We start from the raw sequence: 20449 nt of genomic DNA on the forward strand, positions 1-20449 counted from the left end.
CACAAGGTAGCCATTTTTTTCGGTGAATCCACGGTGAATAACGCTGTTGAATATTGCGCTTCAGCTGGGCTTTGTCGAGGCTGGAGGAGTGCCACATGACACAAAAAATCATTGTCGAACGTCTTGGGCAATCAGCAATTGTCACGATCAATAACCCGCCGGCCAATGTGTGGACGATAGAGTCGTTGCAGGAGCTGGCCCGGGCGATGGACGCGCTGGCGGCCGACACCGCCATCCGCGCGGTGGTGCTGACCGGCGCCGGCGAGCGCTACTTCTCGGCCGGTGCCGATCTCGCGCTGTTTGGCGACGGCGCGGCCGCGCAGGCCGGCAAGGTGGCGGATGCCTTTGCGCTGGCGTTTGACGCGGTGCGCCACTATCCCGGCGTGACGGTGGCGGCGGTGAACGGCTTCGCGCTGGGTGGCGGGCTGGAGTGCGCGCTGGCCTGCGACTACATCGTGGCCGAGCGCGGTGCCAGCCTCGGGCTGCCGGAGGCGCGTGTCGGGCTGATACCCTGTGCCGGCGGCACCAAGGCGCTGACCGACCGCGTCGGCGTGCCGTGGGCGAAGCGGCTCATCCTCGGTGGCGAGTTTGTGACCGCCGACAAGGCGCTGGCCATCGGGCTGGTGGAAGAGGTGGTGGAAAGCGGGCTGGCCAAGATCGTGGCGCTGAGCCTGGCGGCGCGGGTGCGCGAGCAGTCGCCACAGGCGATCCACGCCGCACGGCGGCTGATCGAAGCCAGTCCTGCGCAAACGTTGGCCGCACAGCTGGCGGCGGAAAAGGCGGCCTTCCTGGCGCTGATCGGCAGTGCGGAACAGCTGGAAGGCGTGCGTGCCTTCAACGAGAAGCGCGAGCCGGGCTGGGCGGAGCAGGACGACGACTGAACGTCGTGCGGCTCGCTTAGCCATGAAAAAACCGGCCAGCGGCCGGTTTTTTCATGGCGGAAGCACGCGGGCTTACTGAGCCTTCTTACTGCACCTTGGCGCTGGCCTTCAGCGACTTGATCAGTGCTTCGATGCGCTGCGACTGGATGCGCTGCTCCAGCTGTGGACGCAGGGTTTCCAGCGGTGGCGCCGCTTCCACTTTCACGTCGTTCAGCTTGATGACGTGGAAGCCGAAATCGGTCTTCACCGGGGTGGCAGTCACCTGGCCCTTGGCCAGCTTCACCATCGCCTCGGAGAACGGGGCCACGAAGGTGCCCGGCTCGTTCCAGCCCAGGTTGCCACCGTTGTCCTTGGAGCCCGGATCCAGCGATTTTTCCTTGGCCAGCTGCGCGAACGGCTTGCCTTTTTTCAGCGCGTCGATCACGGCCTTGGCTTCGGCTTCGGTCTTCACCAGGATGTGGCTGGCGTCAAAGCTCTTGCGCTCCGGGAACTCGGCTTTCACCTTGTCGTACTCGGCACGGGCCTGGGCATCGGTCACCGGGTTGGTGCGCAGGTGTTCCTTGATCAGGCGGTTGGCCAGTGCCATCGCCTTGGCGTTCTCGATCTCGGCGAGGTAGTCGGCGGACTTGTCCAGCCCCTTCTTCACCGCTTCCTGACGCAGGATTTCAGCGGTGATCAGCTGGTCCTTGACCATTTGCGCCATTTCCGGCGTCGATTTCTGGCCTTGCGCTTCCATCATGCGGGTGATGGCATCAATACGCTGCTGGCTGATGGCAACGCCATTGACCGAAGTGGCGAACGCGGCGGCAGTGGCGGTCAGCAGGCTGACGGCAATCAGGGTTTTTTTCAAAGGGAAGTTCATCGGGGTTTCCAGTGGTTATTGAATGTTGGCTTTCTGACGCAATTCGCCGATCGCGTCACTAATCGCTTTGTCCTGCAGGTCGCGGGCGATCTGCGGCTTGACGGTTTCAAAAGGCAGCGGCTTCGCGTCGCGGATGTCCTCTACCTTGAACAGGTGCCAGCCAAGGCCGGAGCGCAGCGGCTGGGCGCTGAATTTGCCTTTGGGAATGGCTTGGAGCGCGGCGGCCAGTGGCGGTTCCATCGAGGCCAGATTTCCCCAGCCCAGATCGCCACCGCGTTCACGGCTTGGCTGGTGGGTGGATTTGCTGGCGGCCAGGGTTTCGAACTTGGCGCCTTTTTTCAGCTCGGCCAGTACGCTGTTGGCGTCGGCTTCGCTGTTGACGATGATCTGGCGGACTTTCACTTCCTTCACGCCGTTAAAGCGTTCGCTGTACTGCTGGTAGGCCGCCTTCAGCGCGCTGTCCGACACCGGGCTGGTGCTGATGCTCTGCTTGAAGAATGCCTGCTGCAGCAATTCGGTGCGTGCTTCGGTCAGCTGTTGCTGGAATTCCGGCTTCTTGTCGAGGCCGGCCTTGGTGGCCGCCTGCACGATCAGCTCGCGGTTGATCAGGCGCTGGCGCACTTCTTCGCGCAGCGCCGGGCTGTCTTTCAGCTGGCCGTTGCTGCTGCCGATGACCTGCTTCACCGCCTGGTCCAGGGTGCTGCTGTCGATGGCGCTGCCGTTGACGGTGGCTACCGGCGCGGCCAGGCTCGGGGTGCTGCCGACGGCAGCCAGCAGCAGGGCCGCGATAGTGAGTGATTTCTTCATGGAGTGGATTTCAGAGATCGTCCGGAGTAAGGGTTTTGAGTGCCAGGGCGTGAATGCCCTGCTGCATCAAGTCGCCGAGCGCATCGTACACCATCCGTTGCCGCTCGATGCGCGACTTGCCGCTGAAACAGGCGCTGACGATCAGCACATTGTAGTGGCCGCCGCTCTTGGCGCCGGCGTGGCCGGCATGGGAGGCGCTGTCGTCCTCGATGTCGAGGTGTTCCGGCGCCAGTGCCGCCAGACGCTGGCGCATGGTTTCGATGATCGCGCTCATGCCGGCAGCACTTTGCGGAACGGCTTGACGCTGACGCTGGCGTAGACGCCGGCGGCAACATAGGGGTCGGCCTTCGCCCATTGCTCGGCCGCGGCCAGCGAGTCGAATTCGGCGACGATCAGGCTGCCGGTGAAGCCGGCCGGGCCGGGGTCGTTGCTGTCGATGGCCGGAAACGGCCCTGCCAGCAGCAGCCGGCCGTCGTTCTGCAGAGCCTGCAGGCGGGCCAGGTGTTCCGGCCGTGCCGCCAGGCGGTTGTCGAGGGAATTGGGGGCGTCGGTGCCTGTGATTGCGTACAGCATGGTGCCTTTCTTTGTCTCTCAAAAGCGGTCTGGCCGATGGCAGACCTGCTGCGGGGGCGGTGAAGGCGGGCCGCACTTCTGCACTGGCCGGCACCGGAATCACTGCGCTGTGTCTGCTGAAATGGCGGCCACGGCCGCGATTTCAAGCGGCAAGGCCAAGTGGCGGAACAATATGTCAGGATTATGCGGTGCCGGGTAGTGGCTGACAAGCTGGCAGGGCTATCACGCCCTTGCCGACTGCGGTACAGTTGCCGACAGCATTGATCGTGGCGGCAGGCGGCCCGATCGAATCATCATTCATGGAAACAGGGCAGGGAAACAGAAATGACAACAGGACAGTTTCGTCTGGTGACGCGCAGTGATTTCGATGGTCTGGTCTGCGCGGTGTTGCTCAACGAGCTCGGGCTGATCAACGACATCAAGTTCGTGCACCCGAAAGACATGCAGGACGGCAAGGTCGACATCACCGACCGCGACATCACCACCAACCTGCCATACGTCGAAGCCGCGCATCTGGCCTTTGACCACCACCTGTCCGAAACCCTGCGCAACGCCTCCGGCAAGCAGAACCACATCATCGACGCTGCGGCGCCGTCCGCCGCGCGCGTGGTGTACAACTACTACGGCGGCAAACAGCGCTTCCCGATGATCGCCGACGACATGATGGCGGCGGTGGACAAGGCCGACGCCGCGCAGTTTTCGCGCGAGGAGATTCTCGATCCGAGCGGCTGGGTGTTGCTCAACTTCCTGATGGATGCCCGTACCGGTCTTGGCCGTTTCCGCGAGTTCCGCATCAGCAACTACACATTGATGATGGACCTGATCAAGTACTGCCGCGACCACTCCATCGACGAGATCCTGCAGCTGCCGGACGTGCGTGAGCGGGTCGAGCTGTACTTCGAGCATGAGGCACAGGCCAAGGCGCAGATCCAGCGCTGCGCCTGCGTCGAGGGCAAGGTGGTGGTGCTGGACCTGCGCAACGAGACGCTGATCCACCCGATCAACCGCTTCATGATCTACGCGCTGTACCCGCAGGCCAACATCTCCATCCACGTGCTGTGGGGGCTGAACCAGCAGAACACCGTGTTTGCTACCGGCAAATCGATCCTCGACCGCAGCAACCGCACCAGCGTTGGCGAGCTGATGCTGAAGTACGGCGGCGGCGGCCACGAAGCCGCCGGCACTTGCCAGGTCGACAACGACCAGGCCGAACGCGTGCTGGGCGAACTGGTGGCGCAGATCAACGCCAACGAGGGCTAAGAATCTGTTCAAGGTCTCGTGAGCTAGTGTGAGACAAGGCAAAAATGCCTGAGGAAGCGGCGTTTACCTGGATGTAAACACGCATGCCGAAGGCATTTTTAACGCGGTATCGCCGAAGCGCAGTAGACATTGAACGGGTTCTACACGTCCCGCAGCTGTTGCAGCAACGCCCGCGCGGCAAACAGGTCCTTGCATACCGCCAGGGCCTGTTTTGCCATGGAGGCGGGCGGCTGCACGATGTCCGGCACGATGATCACCCGCATGTTGGCCGCCAGCGCGGCGCTGGCGCCGTGTACCGAGTCTTCCAGCACGATGCAGCGCGCCGGTTCCACTTGCAGCCGTGCCGCCGCCGCCAGGTAGATGTCCGGTGCCGGCTTGCTGTTGGCGACGTCGCTGGCGCTGACCACGTGCTGGAAATAGGGCGCCAGCTGGCTGCGTTGCAGCTTCAGCTGCGCCAGCGGCCCTTCGGTGGCGGTACCGACGGCGCAGGGGATCGCCTGCTGCCGCAGCCAGTCCAGCAGCGCGATGATGCCGGGCTTGAGCGGAATGTCGCCGTGCTGCAGCTGCCGGTGGTAGTACTGCCGGTTCAGCAGCGCCAGCGCCGGCATGTGTGTGGACAGCTCGGGGTGCTGTTGCAGATAGCGCAGGCAGTGCTGGTGGCTGAGACCGACCAGCTGGTGCAGGGTGTCCTCGCCGATGCGGGTGCCCAGCTCGCTGGCGGCATCGCGCCAGGCCTGGGCACAGAGCTGCTCGGTGTCGATCATCAGTCCGTCCATGTCCAGCAAAATGGCGTCGTACGGCATGGTGTGGTTATCCTTTGTTGCGGGTGGGGGTAGCGAAGCCGCGTGGCCTGCTGTCTTTTATCATAAAATGCCCGGCGGGTAGTGGCGTCGCCGCGACCGGCAAGCAAGTACAGCGAAAGGTGTTATGGCGTATTCGATACTGGTGGCAAACCCCAAGGGCGGCAGCGGCAAGTCGACGCTGTCGACCAATATCGCCGGTTTTTACGCGTCGCAGTCGACCAAGGTGATGCTGGGCGATATCGACAAGCAACAGTCGTCGCTGAGCTGGCTGGCGCAGCGGCCACCAGCGGCGCCGGCTATCCAGGGCTGGCAGATGATCGAGGGCCTGGCCAAGCCGCCGAAGGACACCCAGGTGGTGATTCTCGATAGCCCGGCCGGGCTGGACGGCAAACGGCTGCGCGCGCTGGTGAAGAAGGTCGACCGCGTCATCGTGCCGATCCAGCCGTCGCCGTTCGACATGTGGGCCAGCAGCGAATTTTTTGACGCCTTGCTGGCGGAAAAGGCGGTGCGCAAGGAAAAGACCTTTGTCGGTGTGGTCGGCATGCGCGTCGATCCGCGCACCCGCTCCGCACGTGAACTGGAAAACTTCCTGTCGCGCTACCAGGTGCCGGTGCTGGGCTGGATCCGCGATACCCAGTTCTACGTGCAGGCCGCCGGCGCCGGGCTGACGCTGTTCGATCTGCCGCCGGCACGGGTGCGGCGCGACATCGAGGCGTGGCGTCCGATCCTGTCCTGGCTCGACAATTAACGCTTGACGCCCGGATTTTGCGCTGCGTATAGTCAGTACCGTTTGCCCTGCGCCCGACAGCGCCGCAGGGCGGGAAAATTGCAAGCGAAAGCCGCCCGGCTTTCGCTTTTTTATTTGGGGACGCCCGAAATCTGCACCGCTATCCGGAACGGCGGCGCAGCACCATTCCGCGAATGGTTTCCCGAATGCACATGGAGTGACTGCTGATGATCAACACCGAACTCAATTACGGCGATGTGTATCTCGTTCCGAAAAAAACCATCGTCGACAGCCGCAAGGAGTGCGATACCTCCGTGCAGTTCGGCCCGCGCCGTTTCGCGATGCCGCTCTATGCGGCCAACATGAAGAGCGTGGTCGATGCCGAGACCTGCGAATACTTTGCGCGCCGCAACTGGTTCTACACCATGCACCGCTTCGATGTCGACGCCGTGGCCTTCGTGCGCGACATGCAGGCCAAGGGCCTGTTCGCCTCGATCAGCGTCGGCGTCAACGGCGACACCCTGCAGCAGCTGGCGGCGCTCAAGGCTGCCGGCCTGTGCCCGGAATACATCACCCTCGACGTGGCCAACGGCTGGTGCGTGAAGGCGGAGCAGATGATCCGCTTCATCAAGCGCGAATTCCCGGACAGCTTCCTGATCGGCGGCAACATCGCCACCGCCGAGGCGGCGCGCGAACTGCAGGAGTGGGGCTGTGACGCGATCAAGGCCGGCATCGCCGGCGGCCGGGTGTGCATCACCAAGAACAAGACCGGCTTCCACCGCCCGATGGTGGCCACCGTGCGCGACTGCGCCGCTGTGGTATCGGTGCCGCTGATTGCCGACGGCGGTATCGTCGAGCACGGCGACGTGGCCAAGGCGCTGGCCTGCGGCGCGAGCATGGTGATGGCCGGCTCGCTGTTTGCCGGCTACGACGAATCGGCGGGCGAGATCGTCGAGATCGACGGCAAGCACTACAAGGAATACTTCGGCAGTGCCTCGCAGTTCAACAAGGGCGAGTACAAGAACGTGGAAGGCAAGAAGATCCTGGTCGAGTACAAGGGCAGCATCGCCCGCCTGCTGCACGAGCTGCAGGAAGACCTGCAGTCGTCGGTCAGCTACGCCGGCGGCCGCGAGCTGTCGGCGCTGCGCGCGGTGCAGATGATCGCCGTCGCACACTAGGATTGATTAGGGGGCCGGTCTGCCCGTTGGCAGGCTGGCCGGGTTAGAACCTGTTCACGATCGGCTGCGGCCGATATCAGTGGGGCGATACCGCGTTGAGAACCGCTTCGGCATGCGGGTTTACATCCAGGTAAACGCCGCTTCCTCAGCCGTTTTCGCCTTGTCTCGCGGGGGTGCGCGAGATCGTGAACACGTTCTTAGGGCCGCGCGGCGACGGGCGGCAATCGAGTTAAGGTGAAGTCGTGTTGTCGCTTCCGTTACGCCGCAGTCTGGCTGCCGCTAGTTGGTGGCTGTTCTCCGTTTACCTGTTGTTGCTGAAGCCGGCCGGCACGCCGTCGGCGATTCCCCATTTCGACAAGCTGGGTCACGCGCTGCTGTTCGCGGTGTGGGCGTGGCTGCTGGCGCGCAGCTTCGCCGCCCGCCAGCGTCCGCCGTTGCGGCCAACCTTGTGGCTGTGCCTGGGCTGGGCGCTGCTGTCCGAGCTAGCGCAGGGCAGCCTGACGCTGACCCGCAGCGCCGAGGCGGGCGACGTGGTGGCCGACATGGCCGGCGCGCTGATCGGCGTTTACCTGTGGCGGCGGGGCAAGGGCCGGTGACGCTTGCGGCCAAGGTTGGCCGCAAGGCAAGGCGTGCCGCTCAGAACCTGTTCAAAGTCTCACGCGCTTACGCGAGACAAGGCGAAAACGGCTGAGGAAGCGGCGTTTAACTGGAAATAAACAAGCATGCCGAAGGCGTTTTTAACGCGGTGTCGGCCCATTGAAAACAATCACAGCAGACATTGAACAGGTTCTCAGGTGCTGTTGCGCGCCAGCAGCTGGTAGCCGAGGTCGACCCGGGTCGCCACCGGTGTCTTGCCCGCCATCAGCTGCAGCAGCATGCCGGCCGCGGCCTTGCCGATGTCGTAACGCGGGGTGTCGACCGTGGTCAGCGACGGATTGCTCCACGCCGAGGCGTCCAGGCCGTTGAAGCCGGCAATCGCCAGCTGCTGCGGGATGGCGATGTGGCGGCGCTGGCACTGGAACAACACCCCCAGCGCCAGGTCGTCGTTGTTGCAGAACACGGCGTCGCAGTCCGGCGCCTGCAGCAGCAGGCGATCCAGCAGCCGCGAGCCAAGCCCGACCGAGGACGGGCTGGCCTCGGCCAGCTCACGATGCGGCTGATACAGGCCGGCTTCGCGCAGCGCGGCACGGTAGCCTTCGCCGCGCTTGAGGGTGCGCGGGTCCAGCTGTGCTGCCAGAAAGGCGATGCGGCGATAGCCCTTGTCCAGCAGGAAGCGGGTGAGGGCGTAGCCGCTGTCGTATTGCGAGAAGCCGACGCAGGGGCTGTCGCCCTGTTCCGCCAGTTCCATCATGTGCACGGTAGGAATGGCGGCGGTCTGCAGCAGCGTCTGCGCTGCCGGGGTGTGGTCGAAGCCGGTGATCAGGATGCCGTCCGGGTTGTACTCCAGATAGGTGCGCAGCAGCTTTTCCTCGGCCTGCGGCGAGTAGCGGGTGTCGCCGATCAGCATCTGGTAGCCGGCCGGGTGCAGCGTGTCGTGGATGGCGGCGAGGGTGTCGACAAACACGGTGTTGGACAGCGACGGCACCAGCACCACCACGCTGTGCGACTTGGCCGACGCCAGCGCGCGCGCGGCGCGGTTGGGGACATAGCCCAGCAGCTGCACGGCGTCGTCGATGCGCTGGCGCAGCGCCTCCGAGACCAGCTCCGGCTTGTTCAGCGCGCGGGAAATGGTGATGGCGCTGACACCGATATGGTTGGCAACATCGCTCAAGGTGGTCCGGCTCTGGCCGGCGCGGGGTTTGCGTTCGCTCATGGACTGCCATTGTAAGGGGGAGGGCGGCTTGCATCGCCGGATTCGATGTTGCGCTGCACGATCAAAACTGCTTTACCTTGCTGTATGTTAGCGCTAACCTTTGGGCAACCTTAGCACCCGGTGCCGCTTTGCTCAAGTACCGGACACCAGTAGCCGCGCGATGCGGCTTTTCATTAACCTGAATATGTTAACGCTAACATGAATAAAGCACCGATGATTGTGGTGATGGGCGTATGCGGTTGCGGCAAGAGCGAGATCGGTCGCCGCCTGGCCGCGGCGCTGGACACCGGCTTTGTCGAAGGCGATGACTTCCATCCTCCCCACAATGTGGCGCGGATGGAGGCGGGCACGCCGCTGACCGATACCGACCGCCAGCTGTGGCTGGAGACGCTGCGCGACAAGCTTGCCGCCGCCGCGGCGGATGGCCGCGGGCTGGTGTTGTCCTGTTCGGCGCTGAAACGGCGCTACCGCGACCTGCTGCGCGAGGGCGCTGCCGCCACCGTGTTCGTGCACCTGCACGGCAGCCGCGCGCTGATCGGGCAGCGGATGCAGGCGCGGCAGGGCCATTTCATGCCGCTGGGCCTGGTCGACAGCCAGTTTGCCGATCTGCAGCCGCCGGCGGCGGACGAACGCGCCATTGCCGGCGACATCACCTTGCCGCCGGACGAGCTGGTCCGGCACATCCTGCAGCAGCTGGCTGCACTGTCGTGAGGAGCAATCATGCATAACTGCCTATCCCGTCTCGAACGGCTTGTTGAATGGCTGATGGCCTTGGCACTGGTGGTGATGGTGGCGCTGGTGTTCGGCAACGTGGTGCTGCGCTACGTGTTCGATTCCGGCATCGCCGCCGCCGAGGAAGTGTCGCGGCTGATGTTCGTGTGGCTGGTGTTTCTCGGTGCCATTCTCGCGGTGCGGCAGAACTCGCACCTCGGCGTGGAAATGGTGCAGGCGCGGCTGTCGCCGGCGTGGCGCCGCGGCTGTGCCGTGCTCAGCCATCTGCTGATGCTGTATGCGCTGTGGCTGTTCCTGCAAGGCAGCTGGAGCCAGACCCTGATCGGGCTGGAAACCTACTCCACCGTGCTCGGCTTCCCGATGGCGCTGTTTGCCGGCGCCGGGCTGTTGTGCGCCGTGGCCATGCTGTTGCTGATTGCGGCCAACCTTTACCGCATCGTCCGCCGCCACCCGCAGGCACAAATCCCCGGTAGCCCGGACACCCACTCCACTGGCCAGGACCTGTAAGGAATACACCATGACAATCGTGATTTTTCTGGCCGTGCTGTTTGCCTGCATGGCACTGGGCATGCCGGTGGCCTTTGCCCTGATGCTGACCGGCATCGCGCTGATGTTCCACCTCGATTTCTTCGACGCGCAGCTGGTGGCGCAGAACCTGCTGTCCGGCGCCGACAACTTTCCGCTGATGGCGGTGCCGTTCTTCATCCTCGCTGGCGAGCTGATGAACGCCGGCGGCATCTCGCGCCGCATCATCAATCTGGCGGTGGCCTTTGTCGGCCACATTCCCGGCGGTCTCGGCTTTGTCGCCATCGCCGCCTCGGTATTGCTGGCCAGCCTGTCCGGCTCCGCCATTGCCGATACCGCGGCGCTGGCCACGCTGCTGATCCCGATGATGCGCGACCACGGCTACCCGGTGGAGCGGGCCTCCGGCCTGATCGCGTCCGGCGGCATCATCGCGCCGATCATTCCGCCGAGCATGCCGTTCATCATCTTCGGTGTCACCACCAACACCTCGATTACCGCGCTGTTCCTCGCCGGCATCGTGCCGGGGCTGCTGATGGGTGTCGGCCTGGTACTGACCTGGCTGCTGGTGTCGCGCGGCATGAATGTCACGCCGCAACCGAAGCAGAGCTGGGCACAGCGTCGCTACGCGCTGCGCGACGGGGTCTGGGCGCTGATGCTGCCGGTAATCATCATCGGCGGCTTGAAGTTCGGCATCTTCACCCCGACCGAGGCGGCGGTGGTGGCGGCGATGTATTCGCTGCTGGTCAGCCTGCTGGTGTACCGCGAGCTGAAGCTGTCGGTATTGCAGCCGGTCTTCGTGCACGCTGCGCGCACCACCGCCACGGTGATGTTCCTGTGCGCCGCCGCGCTGGTGTCGTCGTACATGATCACGCTGGCCGATCTGCCGGCACAGATCGCCGAGATGCTGGGGCCGCTGATGGAGCAGCCGCGCCTGCTGATGGCCGCCATGATGGTGCTGTTGCTGGTGGTCGGCATCGTGATGGACCTGACCCCCACCATTCTGGTGCTGGGGCCGGTAATGATGCCGCTGGTGCAGCAGGCCGGCATCGATAGCACCTATTTTGGCGTGATGTTCGTGCTGGTCGGCTCCATCGGGCTGATCACGCCACCGGTGTGCACCGTGCTCAACGTGGTGTGCGGCGTGGCCAAGATTTCGCTGGAAAGCGCGACCCGCGGCGTGTGGCCGTTCCTGCTGACCTACCTGCTGCTGCTTAGCCTGCTGGTGGCGGTGCCGGAAGTGGTCACCGTTCCCGCCCAGTTCTTCCGCTGAGCGCAAGCCAGCCCGATCACAGCTGTAACAACACAACCGAGGAGAGACTCATGAAAACAATGTTCAAACCGCTGCTGGCCTGCCTGATCACCGCCGGTGCCCTGGCCGCGCCGCAGGCGCTGGCCGCCGACATCAAACCGCGCATCATCCGCTTTGGCTACGGCCTGGCCGAAGACAGCAACCAGGGCCGCGCGGTGAAGCTGTTTGCCGACGAAGTGGCCAAGCGCTCTGGCGGCAAGCTGAAGGTAAAGGGCTTCGGCTCCGCCAGCCTCGGCAACGACGTGCAGATGCAGAACGCGCTGATCGGCGGCGCGCAGGAAATGATGGTCGGCTCCACCGCCACGCTGGTGGGGGTGGAAAAGGACTTCGGCGTCTACGACCTGCCGTTCCTGTTCGCCAACGAGAAGGAAGCCGACACCGTGCTGGACGGTCCGTTCGGGCAGAAACTGATCGCCAGGCTGCCGGCCAAGGGCCTGGTCGGCCTGACCTACTGGGAAAACGGCTTTCGCAACGTGACCAACACCAAGCGGCCGATCACCCGCTTCGAGGACTTCCAGGGCATCAAGCTGCGCGTGATGCAGAACCCGGTGTACATCGACATGTTCAACAGCTTCGGCGCCAATGCGGTGCCGCTGGCCTTCGCCGAGCTGTTCACCGCGCTGGAGACCCGCGCAGTGGACGGTCAGGAAAACCCGGTCAACACCATCCAGTCCAGCAAGTTCTACGAAGTGCAGAAGTACCTGTCGGTAACCAAGCACGTGTACAGCCCATGGGTGATGACCGCCAGCAAGAAGTGGTGGGACGGCCTGTCCCGCGACGAGCAGAAGATCCTGCAGGACGCTGCACTGGCGTCGCGCACCTTCGAGCGCAAGGATTCCCGCGCCGAGGCGATGCGCAGCGTGAAATTCCTGACCCAGCAGGGCATGAAGATCAACATGGTCAGCGACGCCGAGCTCAAGCGCATGCGCGACAAAGCCAAGCCGGCCTTCGACAAGTTCGCGGCCAACGGTGGCGCAGAAGTGCTGAAGGAGCTGCAGGGCGCGCTGGGCCAGTTGCGCAAGTAAGTTTCTGTCTCCCAGTGGCGGCGCCAGCGTGCGCCGCCACGCTGTCGTTCCCCGCGCTGGCAGTTGCCGGCGCTTCGTTTTGCCCACGTCCGCTCAAAGGTTGGCCGCAAGCGCGGTCGCCAGCTCTGGCGCGGCCAGCCACCCCTGAGACGGCTTGCTTGTCGTGTGCCGCATCGGGCGCGTTGTGCAGTAGTGCCAGTCTGACTGGCGGTAGTGGTCGCTCCGGCGGCCTCGGCGATGCGTTGCCTGTGCTGCCTGCTCGTACTCGCGCTGCTGGCTGTAGATACCATCCGCACTCGCACCCTCCCCACGATTTCTCCCGCAAAACCTTCCGTCTCCCTGCATGGAAATGATCCGTCAAACGGCACTTGGCTCGTGCCGGTTTGCTGGTGCCCGGCGCTTGTCGCAGCGCCTGCGCCGTGTTGGGCGACTGTTTCCTGCCGCCACGCCCACCATTTGGTCATCTTGTTTGACAGCAGTTTTAATCGAAATGCATTTGTTGTTGCAAATCATTTGCATTTGCATTATTGTCGTGGGCAGTCATCCGATAGTTAAAGTTATCGCTTAACAAAACAGGAAATCGCTCGCCATGCAGCCCCAGTCTCCTTTATCTCTTTCCCATTCAGCCGCTCCGGTTACCACAACAGCATCCCTGCTCAAGCCGCTGGCTTTTGCCACGCGCATGGCCTTCTCCGGAATGCTGATGGTCGGGTTTGCAGGCCATGCCTATGCCGAAGAAGTCGCCGAGCTCCCGGCGGTGCAGGTCAGCGCGGACCAGTCCAGGCTGCTTTCCCGGCCTTATGCCGGCGGCCAGGTTGCCCGTGGGGGGCGCTTGGGCTTGCTGGGCAATGCGGACGCGATGAAGTCGCCGTTCAGCATCAGCAGCTATACCTCGCAGGCGATACAGGACCAGCAGGCGGCAACGGTGGCCGATGTGCTGGCCAAGGATGCGTCCGTCCGCGCCAGCCAGACCGGGGGCGTGGTCGATTCGTTCTTCATCCGGGGTTTTCCGATTGGCGAGGGGAATCTGGGGGAAGTCGCGCTCGACGGGCTCTATGGTGTGGCGCCCAACTACCGGGTGTTCACCGAGTACGCCGAGCGGGTCGAGGTGATCAAGGGGCCGGCCGCGCTGCTGTACGGCATGTCGCCGAACAGTGGCGTCGGCGGCGTGATCAACGTGGTGCCAAAGCGGGCGCTCGCCCAGGACCTGACCCGGTTCACCGCCGACTACGCGTCGGATACACAGGGGGGCGGGCATCTCGATGTCAGCCGGCGCTTCGGCACGGATGAGCAGTTCGGCGTGCGTTTCAACGGCAGTCACCACCAGGGCGACACCGCTGTGGACAAGCAGTCCCGCACCGCGGATGTCGGGGCCTTGTCGCTCGACTATCAGGGCGAGCGCTTCAAGGCGACGCTGGACCTGATCAGCCAGCAGGAGGAGTTCGACGCGCCGTCGCGGCCGTTTCTGGTCGCCGCCGGCGTCGCCGTGCCATCGGCGCCGGACGGCCAGAACAACGTGACCCAGCAGTGGGCGTGGTCGAAGATCAACGACCGCTCGGCCATGTTGCGCACCGAATACGAACTGAGCGACAAGCTGGCGCTGTTTGCCAATGTCGGCGCCGCTCACACGGAAGTGTCGCGCCTGTCCGATCAGACACCGACGATTCTGAATGCCGCGGGCGATACGACGGCGACGCCGATGCACTTCAAGTTCGACATCGAGCGCTTCACGGCCGACGCGGGCGCGCGTGCCCGCTTCGATACCGGCCCGGTGCGTCATGCGGTCACCCTGCAGGCCAGCACCTATCGTGACCAACTGGCGCGGGGCTCCACTAGCGGCACGGCCGTGCTGTCGAACATCTACTCGCCGGTGGACAGCCCGAGCCAGAACGTGAGCGCGCCGTCGACGGTTCCGAAGGTGTCCGAAACCACGCTGTCCGGCGTCGCCCTGGCCGACACGCTATCCATGCTCGACGAGCGTCTGCAGCTCATGGTCGGCGTGCGCCGGCAGCAGGTCGAATCGGACAACTTCAACGCGACCACCGGCGCCGTGACGTCCTCCTACGACAAGAGTGCGGTGACGCCGTTGTTCGGCATCGTCTTCAAGCCATGGGAAAAGGTCTCGCTTTACGCCAACCGTATCGAAGGGCTGAGCAAGGGAGACATCGCACCTGCGACGGCATCCAACTCGGGGGAGGTGTTCGCACCGTACAAGTCGAAGCAGTACGAGGTCGGCGTGAAGATCGATCACGGTGGCCTGATGACCACGGTGAGCGCTTTCCAGATCACAAAGCCGAGCGGCCAGCTCACCAACGGCGTGTTCGCGGTCGATGCCGAGCAGCGCAACCGTGGTCTGGAGTTCAATGTGGCCGGCGAAGTGGCGAAGTCGGTGCGGCTGTTTGCTGGCGTCACCTTGCTCGACGCCGAGCTGACCAAGACCAACAGCAGCGCAACCCGCGGCAAAGAGCCGGTTGGTGTTCCGTCGGTGCAGGCCAACCTGAATGCCGAATGGGACACGCCGTGGCTGTCGGGACTCACGCTGACGGGCGGCGTGGCCTATACGGGCAAGCAATACGTCAATCAGGCCAATACGCAAAGCCTTCCGTCCTGGACCAAGGTCGACGTCGCCACGCGCTATCGCACCAAGATTGACGGCAAACTCACCACGTTCCGGGCCGGCGTTCAGAACGTGTTCAACCGCGATTACTGGTCGGGCGTGGCCTCCTACAGCACCCTATCGCAAGGGGCGCCTCGCACGCTGCAGCTGTCCGCCACGGTGGACTTCTAAACCGGGTGGGGGAATGTCGCCAATGCAAAGCAATGCCTTGCTCCTTGAGGCCGACACTGGGCGCCTGAAGGCTTGGGCGCCCAGTGTGCTCCGGTCCATCCTGAATCCGGCCGTCGCGGATAAAGGCTGCAGCACGAGCTGCCCAATCCGCTGCGGATGGCTTGAGTCATGTCGAATGTCGTCGCATCGGGGCCGGCGTCGCGCCTGGTCCACCTGCTGTTCGTGATTCAACTGGTGTCGATGGGGGCCATGGAGATGAGTGGCCCGTTCTGGCCGCTGCACCTGAAGGCGCTCAGTACCGCCAGTTGGGAATTCGGCTTTGCGGGGGTCGCCGTCTACGTCGTACCGATGCTCGGCATCGTGCTTACCAGTGCGTTCTGGGGCCGGGTCGGCGACCGTTTCGGCCACAAGCTGATGATGATCCGCGCCTTGCTCGGTCTCGCGCTGACCCAGTTTGCACTGGCCTACGCGCAGGATGTGTGGACCATTCTGGCCTTGCGCTTCGTGCAGGGGGCCTGCGCCGGCTTCATCGCGCCAGCGCAGGCCTATGGCGTCAGTATTGAGTCGCCGGCGCGCCGGGCGCGCCTGTTCGCCTATCTGCAGGTGTCCACCAATATCGGATCGCTGGCCGGTGCGGTGATGGGTGGCCTGATCCTGGATCATGCCAATTTCCGCTGGATCAATATCGGTGCCGCCGTGCTGTGCGCCGCCTGCGCCGCCGCCGTGGCGCTGCTGCTGCCTAGCGTGGCGCCGGCCGCCAGGGTCGTAGCCGCTACCACCACGGCGCCGGCCGACCTTTCCTCCGCGTGGCGTCGCGCGCCGATCGCCGGGCTGCTGGCGGTGACCGGCATCCTGCTGGTCAGTCGCATGGTCACCCAGACGCCGTTCTCGCTCTACGTGAGTTCGGTGTTCGGGGTGAGCAACTGGCTGGTGGGATTGTGCTATGGGCTGCTGGCGCTCGGTTTCGTCGTGTCCGCCTCGCTGTGGGCGCGCTACTTCGAGCACGTCAGCTTGCCGTTGGCGCTGCGCCGCATCAGCCATGTGGCGATGGCCTGCGCGGTGTTGACGGCTGCCGCCGGCATCACGCGCGACATCGGAGCCTTCTTTGCCATCCACTTTGCCTGGGGCGTGCTGCTTGGCGCGACCACGCCGGTGCTGATGGCGCTGATCTCCAGGTCGGCCGGCAGCCTGGGGCAGGGCTACGTGCTCGGGGTGGCGCAGAGCACCGCGCAGTTTGCGTCCATCACCGGCATCGCACTGGGTGGCTGGCTGACGCAGAGCTTCGGGCTGCAATACACCTATTTCTATGTGGCGGCGTGCTATCTGCTGGCCGTGGCGGCGGTGCTGGTGGTGCGGAGGGAGCGCATGCCCACGCCTCAGCAGCAGGGTGCGTAATCGCCGCTTCGTTTTCCGGCGGCCCCGGGATGCCGAGAGACGAATCCAATATGAAGCAGTTATTTTTTGAGGATATTGACCATGCTATTTCAACGCCGACGGACGCTGGTGGTACTCGTGGCGCTCTGCCTGATGGCGGCGCTGGGGGCTCTGTTCTTCATGACGGGGCCGGCCAAGCCGGATGCGCCCACGGTGCTTGCCGAGGGGACCAGCACCGTTACCGATCTGGCCGGTCGCAAGGTGCAGGTGCGTCTGCCGGTACAGCGCGTGATCCTGGGAGAGGGGCGCCAACTGTACCTGGTGGCCGCGCTCGATACCGACAACCCGCTCAAGCGTATCGCCGGCTGGCGCAAGGATCTGATCCAGTCCGATCCGGACACCTATCGCGCCTATTTGCGCAAGTTTCCCGGGATCGCCGACCTTCCCACTTTCGGCGGCTTCGAGGACGGCACCTTCGATATCGAGCAGGCGATCTCGCTCAAGCCCGACGTGATCGTGATGAACATCGAGGCTCAGCGCGCCACCGAGGATGCGCGCTATATTGAGAAGTTGGCCGCACTCGGCATTCCGGTGGTGTACGTGGATTTCCGCCACGCCCCGATGGAAAACACCGAGCCGACCATGCGTCTGTTCGGCAAGCTGTTCGGCAAGGAACAGCGTGCCGAGGCATTCATCGCGTTCCACAACGAGCAGGTCAAGCGTGTCACCGACGTGATTGAGGCCCGCCAGCCGGCGCACCCCAGGGTGTTCATCGAGCGCATCGGCGGCTACACCGAGGACTGCTGTCTGAGCTTCGGCAACGAGAACTTCGGACGCTTCGTGGAGATGGCGGGCGGCGACAACGTCGCCAAACAGGCGATCCGTGGCACGTTCGGCCAGCTGAACCCGGAGCAGGTGATCGCCGCCGACCCTGAGCAGGTGGTGGTGACCAGCGCCAACTGGGAGGCGTTCGTGCCGAATGGCAGCTGGGTGGGCGTGGGGCCGGGGGCCAACCTGACGCAAGCCGCACACAAGTTGGCCGCCTACCCGAATCGCGCGGCCTACGCCGGCATCACGGCCAAGCGGAACCACGCATTCCACGCCATCTGGCACCAGTTCTATAACAGTCCGTACCAGTTCGTGGCGATCCAGCAGCTGGCCAAGTGGTTCCACCCCGAGCTGTTCGCCGATCTCGACCCGGATGCCACCTTCCGCGAGCTGCACGAGCGCTTCTTGCCGATTCCGTATCAGCCGGGCTATTTCGTGAGCCTGCACGATAAGGAGGGGCAATCATGAGCGTCGCCGACATGAGCACCCCCAACCGGAGTGCGACGTACCGCGGGCTGGTGCAGAAGAAGCGCCTGATGCTGGGGGGCTTCGTCATCCTGCTGCTGTTGAGCCTGTTGCTTGATCTGGCGCTTGGCCCGGCCAGCTACAGCCTGGGCGACGTGATGCACGCGCTGTTCCGTCCGGACAGTGCCGCCTTGCAGACCCGGGTGGTGCTGTGGGAGATCCGTCTGCCGGTGGCGCTGATGGCGCTGGCGGTGGGCGCCGCGCTGTCGCTGGCCGGTGCGCAGATGCAGACCATCCTCAACAACCCGCTGGCCAGCCCGTTCACGCTCGGCATTTCCGCCGCCGCCAGCTTCGGCGCGGCCCTGGGGCTGGCATTCGGGCTCAAGCTGTTTCCGGCTGCGGCCGAATACATGGTGCCGCTCAACGCCTTCCTGATGGCGATGCTGTCGGCGCTGTTGATCCACGTGCTGAGCCTGCGCCGCGGCGTGAGCGCCGAGACCATCGTGCTGCTCGGCATCGCGCTGGTGTTCACCTTCAACGCGCTGCTGGCGCTGGCGCAATACTTCGCCAGCGAGCAGGCGGTGGCCGCCGTGGTGTTCTGGACCATGGGCAGCCTGACCAAGGCCACCTGGCCCAAGCTTGGCGTGGTGTGCCTGGTGATTCTGGTCACGCTGCCGGTCTTCGCCAAGCGCGCGTGGGCGCTCACCGCGTTGCGCCTGGGCGACGACAAGGCCGCCAGCTTCGGCGTGGACGTGCGCCGGCTGCGTTTCCAGACCCTGATCCTGGTCAGCCTGCTGGCCGCGTTCCCGGTGGCCTTCGTCGGCTCCATCGGTTTCGTCGGCCTGGTCGGCCCGCACATTGCACGCATGCTGATCGGCGAGGACCAGCGCTTCTTCCTGCCGGCGTCGATGCTGGCCGGCGCGCTGATGCTGTCCGCGAGCTCCGTGGTGAGCAAGACGCTGATCCCGGGGGCGATCTTCCCCATCGGGGTGGTCACCTCGCTCATCGGCATGCCGTTCTTCATTTCACTCATACTCGGCAGCAAAAAGAACGCATGGTGACACTACGTTTGGAAAATCTCGGCGCCAGCTATGGTCGCCACGAAGTCATCTCCGGCATCACCACCCCGGTCTTCCTGGGCGGTGAGGTGGTGGCGGTCATCGGCCCCAACGCGGCCGGCAAATCCACCCTGTTCAAGCGCATCGCCGGGCTGATCGACGGCCCCGGACGCGTGCTGCTGGAAGGGTCTAGCAAGGGCCGGGACGGCATCTGCTACATGCCGCAGGACATCAGTGCCAACGCGCGGCTGACGGTGTACGAGTCGGTGCTGCTGGCGCGCAAGCAGCAGACGCCGTCCTGGGCGGTGCACGACACGGATCTGGCGCGCATCGACGACATCCTGGCCGCACTCGGCATCGATGCGCTGGCGTTTCGCAACCTCGGGGAGCTGAGCGGCGGGCAGCGCCAACTGGTATCGATCGCGCAGACGCTGGCGCGCGATCCGGAAGTGCTGCTGATGGACGAACCGACCAGCGCGCTCGATCTGCACCGGCAGATGCAGGTGCTCGGATTCATGCGCCAACTGGCGCGCGAGCAGGGGATGATCGTGTTCATCGCGATCCACGACCTCAACCAGGCCCTGCGTTTCGCCGACCAGGCGCTGGTGATCGCCGGCGGTAGCGGGCAGGGCAGTGGCCCGTGCGAAGAGGTGATCACGGTCGACATGCTGCGTGCGGTGTACAAGATCGACGCCCGCATCGAGCGCTGCTCGCAGGGCGCCGGCCACGTCATCGTCGATGGTGTGGTCTAGGAAACGGCCATGCTGCAACGCTGAGCGGGAGGTCGAGGTGCTTGTGCCAGCCATTGAAACCATCTCCAGGGAACAGACAAATGCGTGATTACCCGTCTGTGTCGCTCTCAAGCCGGTGGACTTTTTCCTGCCTTCCGAAGAGGTCGATGATGAGGCCGTGCTCCTGCTGGCGGCTTCCATCGCCCAGGCGGGCATGTGGACGACGCCCATTCCCGTCGATAGGGAAACCGGCATCATCATGGACGGCAACCACCGCGCGCGCGCGGCGGTTTTGCTGGGGCTGCATTATCTGCCGTGCGTACTGCTGGGCTATCGGGACCCCAGAGTGGTCGTCACCCATTGGCGCAGCGGAGAGCCATTTTGCGTCGACAGCATCCATAGCCAGATCTTGTTGCACAAAAAGCGCTTTCCATACAAAACGACCCGGCATCTTTTCGCGCCAGCGCTACCCGAGACCGAGATTCAACTGGGCATGCTGAGAGGCACGGTCCAAAAGCCTTGAGCGACATCACCTTGTAGTGGTCAATCAAAGGATCGTCACGATCAATCAAGGAGGGACTCACTCGTCCAATCGAGATTGGTCGCACACCTCACGCTAGCCAGAGATGCTGGCACCAGGAGGCAGCCTGAATTCCATCATGTTATCCTGTCACTCTGTTGCGCTGACTTCCCATAAAGTCCACGGCAAA

Annotated in this window: 21 protein-coding genes; 15 read left to right on the forward strand and 6 right to left on the reverse strand. The window is 64.2% G+C overall.

Annotated features, from left to right (window positions below; genetic code table 11):
- Positions 1-95 precede the first annotated feature (95 nt).
- The gene (locus tag NOM55_RS00595; RefSeq protein ID WP_047966460.1) at positions 96-881 is read left to right on the forward strand and encodes an enoyl-CoA hydratase; all 786 of its coding nucleotides are present in this window, start codon (positions 96-98) and stop codon (positions 879-881) included.
- Positions 882-966: 85 nt separating this feature from the next.
- Here the strand turns inward: NOM55_RS00595 and NOM55_RS00600 are convergent, their stop codons facing one another.
- Genes NOM55_RS00600 through NOM55_RS00615 form a run of 4 tightly spaced genes read right to left on the reverse strand, consistent with a single transcriptional unit; the run spans position 967 to position 3123 of the window.
- On the reverse strand, positions 967-1743 hold the full coding sequence (locus tag NOM55_RS00600) for a peptidylprolyl isomerase (protein WP_238377268.1): 777 nt from the start codon (positions 1741-1743) through the stop codon (positions 967-969).
- Between the two features lie 15 nt (positions 1744-1758).
- Positions 1759-2550 (reverse strand): peptidyl-prolyl cis-trans isomerase, encoded by a 792-nt coding sequence (locus NOM55_RS00605; RefSeq protein ID WP_255906981.1) that lies wholly within the window; start codon positions 2548-2550, stop codon positions 1759-1761.
- 10 nt (positions 2551-2560) lie between these two features.
- Complete coding sequence (locus NOM55_RS00610) at positions 2561-2824, reverse strand: BolA family transcriptional regulator (RefSeq protein WP_189352417.1); 264 nt, start codon at positions 2822-2824, stop codon at positions 2561-2563.
- A complete protein-coding gene (locus tag NOM55_RS00615) occupies positions 2821-3123 on the reverse strand; it encodes a YciI family protein (protein ID WP_120809569.1) in 303 nt (100 codons plus the stop codon). The genes NOM55_RS00610 and NOM55_RS00615 overlap by 4 nt, the downstream gene beginning before the upstream one ends.
- Before the next feature lie 324 nt (positions 3124-3447).
- On the opposite strand from NOM55_RS00615, the gene NOM55_RS00620 reads away from it, so the two are divergent.
- Positions 3448-4383: an exopolyphosphatase gene (locus NOM55_RS00620; protein WP_255906982.1), complete on the forward strand. Its 936-nt coding sequence runs from the start codon at positions 3448-3450 to the stop codon at positions 4381-4383.
- A 140-nt stretch (positions 4384-4523) separates the two neighbouring features.
- Here NOM55_RS00620 and NOM55_RS00625 read toward each other — a convergent pair whose 3' ends face one another.
- Positions 4524-5186, reverse strand: coding sequence for an HAD family phosphatase (locus tag NOM55_RS00625; RefSeq protein WP_255906983.1), 663 nt, complete (start codon positions 5184-5186; stop codon positions 4524-4526).
- Positions 5187-5310: 124 nt separating this feature from the next.
- Here NOM55_RS00625 and NOM55_RS00630 point away from each other — a divergent pair, with 124 nt between their 5' ends.
- From NOM55_RS00630 to NOM55_RS00640, 3 genes are all read left to right on the forward strand, one after another.
- Positions 5311-5934, forward strand: coding sequence for a ParA family protein (locus NOM55_RS00630; protein WP_120809572.1), 624 nt, complete (start codon positions 5311-5313; stop codon positions 5932-5934).
- Positions 5935-6140: 206 nt separating this feature from the next.
- Complete coding sequence (locus NOM55_RS00635) at positions 6141-7091, forward strand: GMP reductase (protein ID WP_255906986.1); 951 nt, start codon at positions 6141-6143, stop codon at positions 7089-7091.
- A gap of 245 nt (positions 7092-7336) precedes the next feature.
- Positions 7337-7687 carry a VanZ family protein gene (locus tag NOM55_RS00640; protein WP_255906987.1) on the forward strand — a complete coding sequence of 117 codons (351 nt, stop codon included), beginning with the start codon at positions 7337-7339 and terminating at the stop codon, positions 7685-7687.
- Between the two features lie 194 nt (positions 7688-7881).
- On the opposite strand, the gene NOM55_RS00645 is transcribed toward NOM55_RS00640, so the two are convergent.
- Positions 7882-8904, reverse strand: coding sequence for a LacI family DNA-binding transcriptional regulator (locus NOM55_RS00645; protein WP_255906988.1), 1023 nt, complete (start codon positions 8902-8904; stop codon positions 7882-7884).
- Positions 8905-9102: 198 nt separating this feature from the next.
- On the opposite strand from NOM55_RS00645, the gene NOM55_RS00650 reads away from it, so the two are divergent.
- From NOM55_RS00650 to NOM55_RS00695, 10 genes are all read left to right on the forward strand, one after another.
- Positions 9103-9615: a gluconokinase gene (locus NOM55_RS00650; RefSeq protein ID WP_255906989.1), complete on the forward strand. Its 513-nt coding sequence runs from the start codon at positions 9103-9105 to the stop codon at positions 9613-9615.
- 9 nt (positions 9616-9624) lie between these two features.
- Positions 9625-10143 carry a TRAP transporter small permease gene (locus NOM55_RS00655; protein WP_047966449.1) on the forward strand — a complete coding sequence of 173 codons (519 nt, stop codon included), beginning with the start codon at positions 9625-9627 and terminating at the stop codon, positions 10141-10143.
- Positions 10144-10153: 10 nt separating this feature from the next.
- Positions 10154-11431, forward strand: a complete 1278-nt coding sequence (locus tag NOM55_RS00660; RefSeq protein WP_255906990.1) for a TRAP transporter large permease — start codon at positions 10154-10156, stop codon at positions 11429-11431.
- A gap of 50 nt (positions 11432-11481) precedes the next feature.
- Positions 11482-12495, forward strand: coding sequence for a TRAP transporter substrate-binding protein (locus NOM55_RS00665; RefSeq protein WP_255906992.1), 1014 nt, complete (start codon positions 11482-11484; stop codon positions 12493-12495).
- 589 nt (positions 12496-13084) lie between these two features.
- Positions 13085-15283: a TonB-dependent siderophore receptor gene (locus NOM55_RS00670; protein WP_255906994.1), complete on the forward strand. Its 2199-nt coding sequence runs from the start codon at positions 13085-13087 to the stop codon at positions 15281-15283.
- Between the two features lie 168 nt (positions 15284-15451).
- Complete coding sequence (locus NOM55_RS00675; RefSeq protein ID WP_255906996.1) at positions 15452-16678, forward strand: MFS transporter; 1227 nt, start codon at positions 15452-15454, stop codon at positions 16676-16678.
- Between the two features lie 81 nt (positions 16679-16759).
- On the forward strand, positions 16760-17953 hold the full coding sequence (locus NOM55_RS00680; RefSeq protein ID WP_255906997.1) for an ABC transporter substrate-binding protein: 1194 nt from the start codon (positions 16760-16762) through the stop codon (positions 17951-17953).
- Complete coding sequence (locus tag NOM55_RS00685) at positions 17950-19011, forward strand: iron ABC transporter permease (protein ID WP_255906998.1); 1062 nt, start codon at positions 17950-17952, stop codon at positions 19009-19011. The genes NOM55_RS00680 and NOM55_RS00685 overlap by 4 nt, the downstream gene beginning before the upstream one ends.
- Positions 19005-19760: an ABC transporter ATP-binding protein gene (locus tag NOM55_RS00690; RefSeq protein ID WP_255907000.1), complete on the forward strand. Its 756-nt coding sequence runs from the start codon at positions 19005-19007 to the stop codon at positions 19758-19760. Before NOM55_RS00685 ends, NOM55_RS00690 begins: the two co-directional genes overlap by 7 nt.
- Before the next feature lie 115 nt (positions 19761-19875).
- Entirely contained in the window at positions 19876-20262 is a 387-nt protein-coding gene (locus tag NOM55_RS00695; protein ID WP_255907002.1) for a ParB N-terminal domain-containing protein, read from the forward strand.
- Positions 20263-20449 lie beyond the last annotated feature (187 nt).

The organism is Vogesella sp. AC12 (assembly GCF_024437575.1).
Lineage (GTDB): Bacteria > Pseudomonadota > Gammaproteobacteria > Burkholderiales > Chromobacteriaceae > Vogesella > Vogesella indigofera.

Excerpts from the sequence above, each read along its gene's own strand:
- NOM55_RS00675 (WP_255906996.1), top strand. The coding sequence starts at position 15,452 with ATGTCGAATGTCGTCGCATCGGGGCCGGCGTCGCGCCTGGTCCACCTG.
- NOM55_RS00655 (WP_047966449.1), top strand. The coding sequence starts at position 9,625 with ATGCATAACTGCCTATCCCGTCTCGAACGGCTTGTTGAATGGCTGATG.
- NOM55_RS00600 (WP_238377268.1), bottom strand. The coding sequence starts at position 1,743 with ATGAACTTCCCTTTGAAAAAAACCCTGATTGCCGTCAGCCTGCTGACC.
- NOM55_RS00665 (WP_255906992.1), top strand. The coding sequence starts at position 11,482 with ATGAAAACAATGTTCAAACCGCTGCTGGCCTGCCTGATCACCGCCGGT.
- NOM55_RS00645 (WP_255906988.1), bottom strand. The coding sequence starts at position 8,904 with ATGAGCGAACGCAAACCCCGCGCCGGCCAGAGCCGGACCACCTTGAGC.
- NOM55_RS00660 (WP_255906990.1), top strand. The coding sequence starts at position 10,154 with ATGACAATCGTGATTTTTCTGGCCGTGCTGTTTGCCTGCATGGCACTG.
- NOM55_RS00630 (WP_120809572.1), top strand. The coding sequence starts at position 5,311 with ATGGCGTATTCGATACTGGTGGCAAACCCCAAGGGCGGCAGCGGCAAG.
- NOM55_RS00615 (WP_120809569.1), bottom strand. The coding sequence starts at position 3,123 with ATGCTGTACGCAATCACAGGCACCGACGCCCCCAATTCCCTCGACAAC.
- NOM55_RS00605 (WP_255906981.1), bottom strand. The coding sequence starts at position 2,550 with ATGAAGAAATCACTCACTATCGCGGCCCTGCTGCTGGCTGCCGTCGGC.
- NOM55_RS00650 (WP_255906989.1), top strand. The coding sequence starts at position 9,103 with ATGAATAAAGCACCGATGATTGTGGTGATGGGCGTATGCGGTTGCGGC.
- NOM55_RS00610 (WP_189352417.1), bottom strand. The coding sequence starts at position 2,824 with ATGAGCGCGATCATCGAAACCATGCGCCAGCGTCTGGCGGCACTGGCG.
- NOM55_RS00625 (WP_255906983.1), bottom strand. The coding sequence starts at position 5,186 with ATGCCGTACGACGCCATTTTGCTGGACATGGACGGACTGATGATCGAC.
- NOM55_RS00680 (WP_255906997.1), top strand. The coding sequence starts at position 16,760 with ATGCTATTTCAACGCCGACGGACGCTGGTGGTACTCGTGGCGCTCTGC.
- NOM55_RS00620 (WP_255906982.1), top strand. The coding sequence starts at position 3,448 with ATGACAACAGGACAGTTTCGTCTGGTGACGCGCAGTGATTTCGATGGT.
- NOM55_RS00635 (WP_255906986.1), top strand. The coding sequence starts at position 6,141 with ATGATCAACACCGAACTCAATTACGGCGATGTGTATCTCGTTCCGAAA.
- NOM55_RS00685 (WP_255906998.1), top strand. The coding sequence starts at position 17,950 with ATGAGCGTCGCCGACATGAGCACCCCCAACCGGAGTGCGACGTACCGC.
- NOM55_RS00595 (WP_047966460.1), top strand. The coding sequence starts at position 96 with ATGACACAAAAAATCATTGTCGAACGTCTTGGGCAATCAGCAATTGTC.
- NOM55_RS00670 (WP_255906994.1), top strand. The coding sequence starts at position 13,085 with ATGCAGCCCCAGTCTCCTTTATCTCTTTCCCATTCAGCCGCTCCGGTT.
- NOM55_RS00690 (WP_255907000.1), top strand. The coding sequence starts at position 19,005 with ATGGTGACACTACGTTTGGAAAATCTCGGCGCCAGCTATGGTCGCCAC.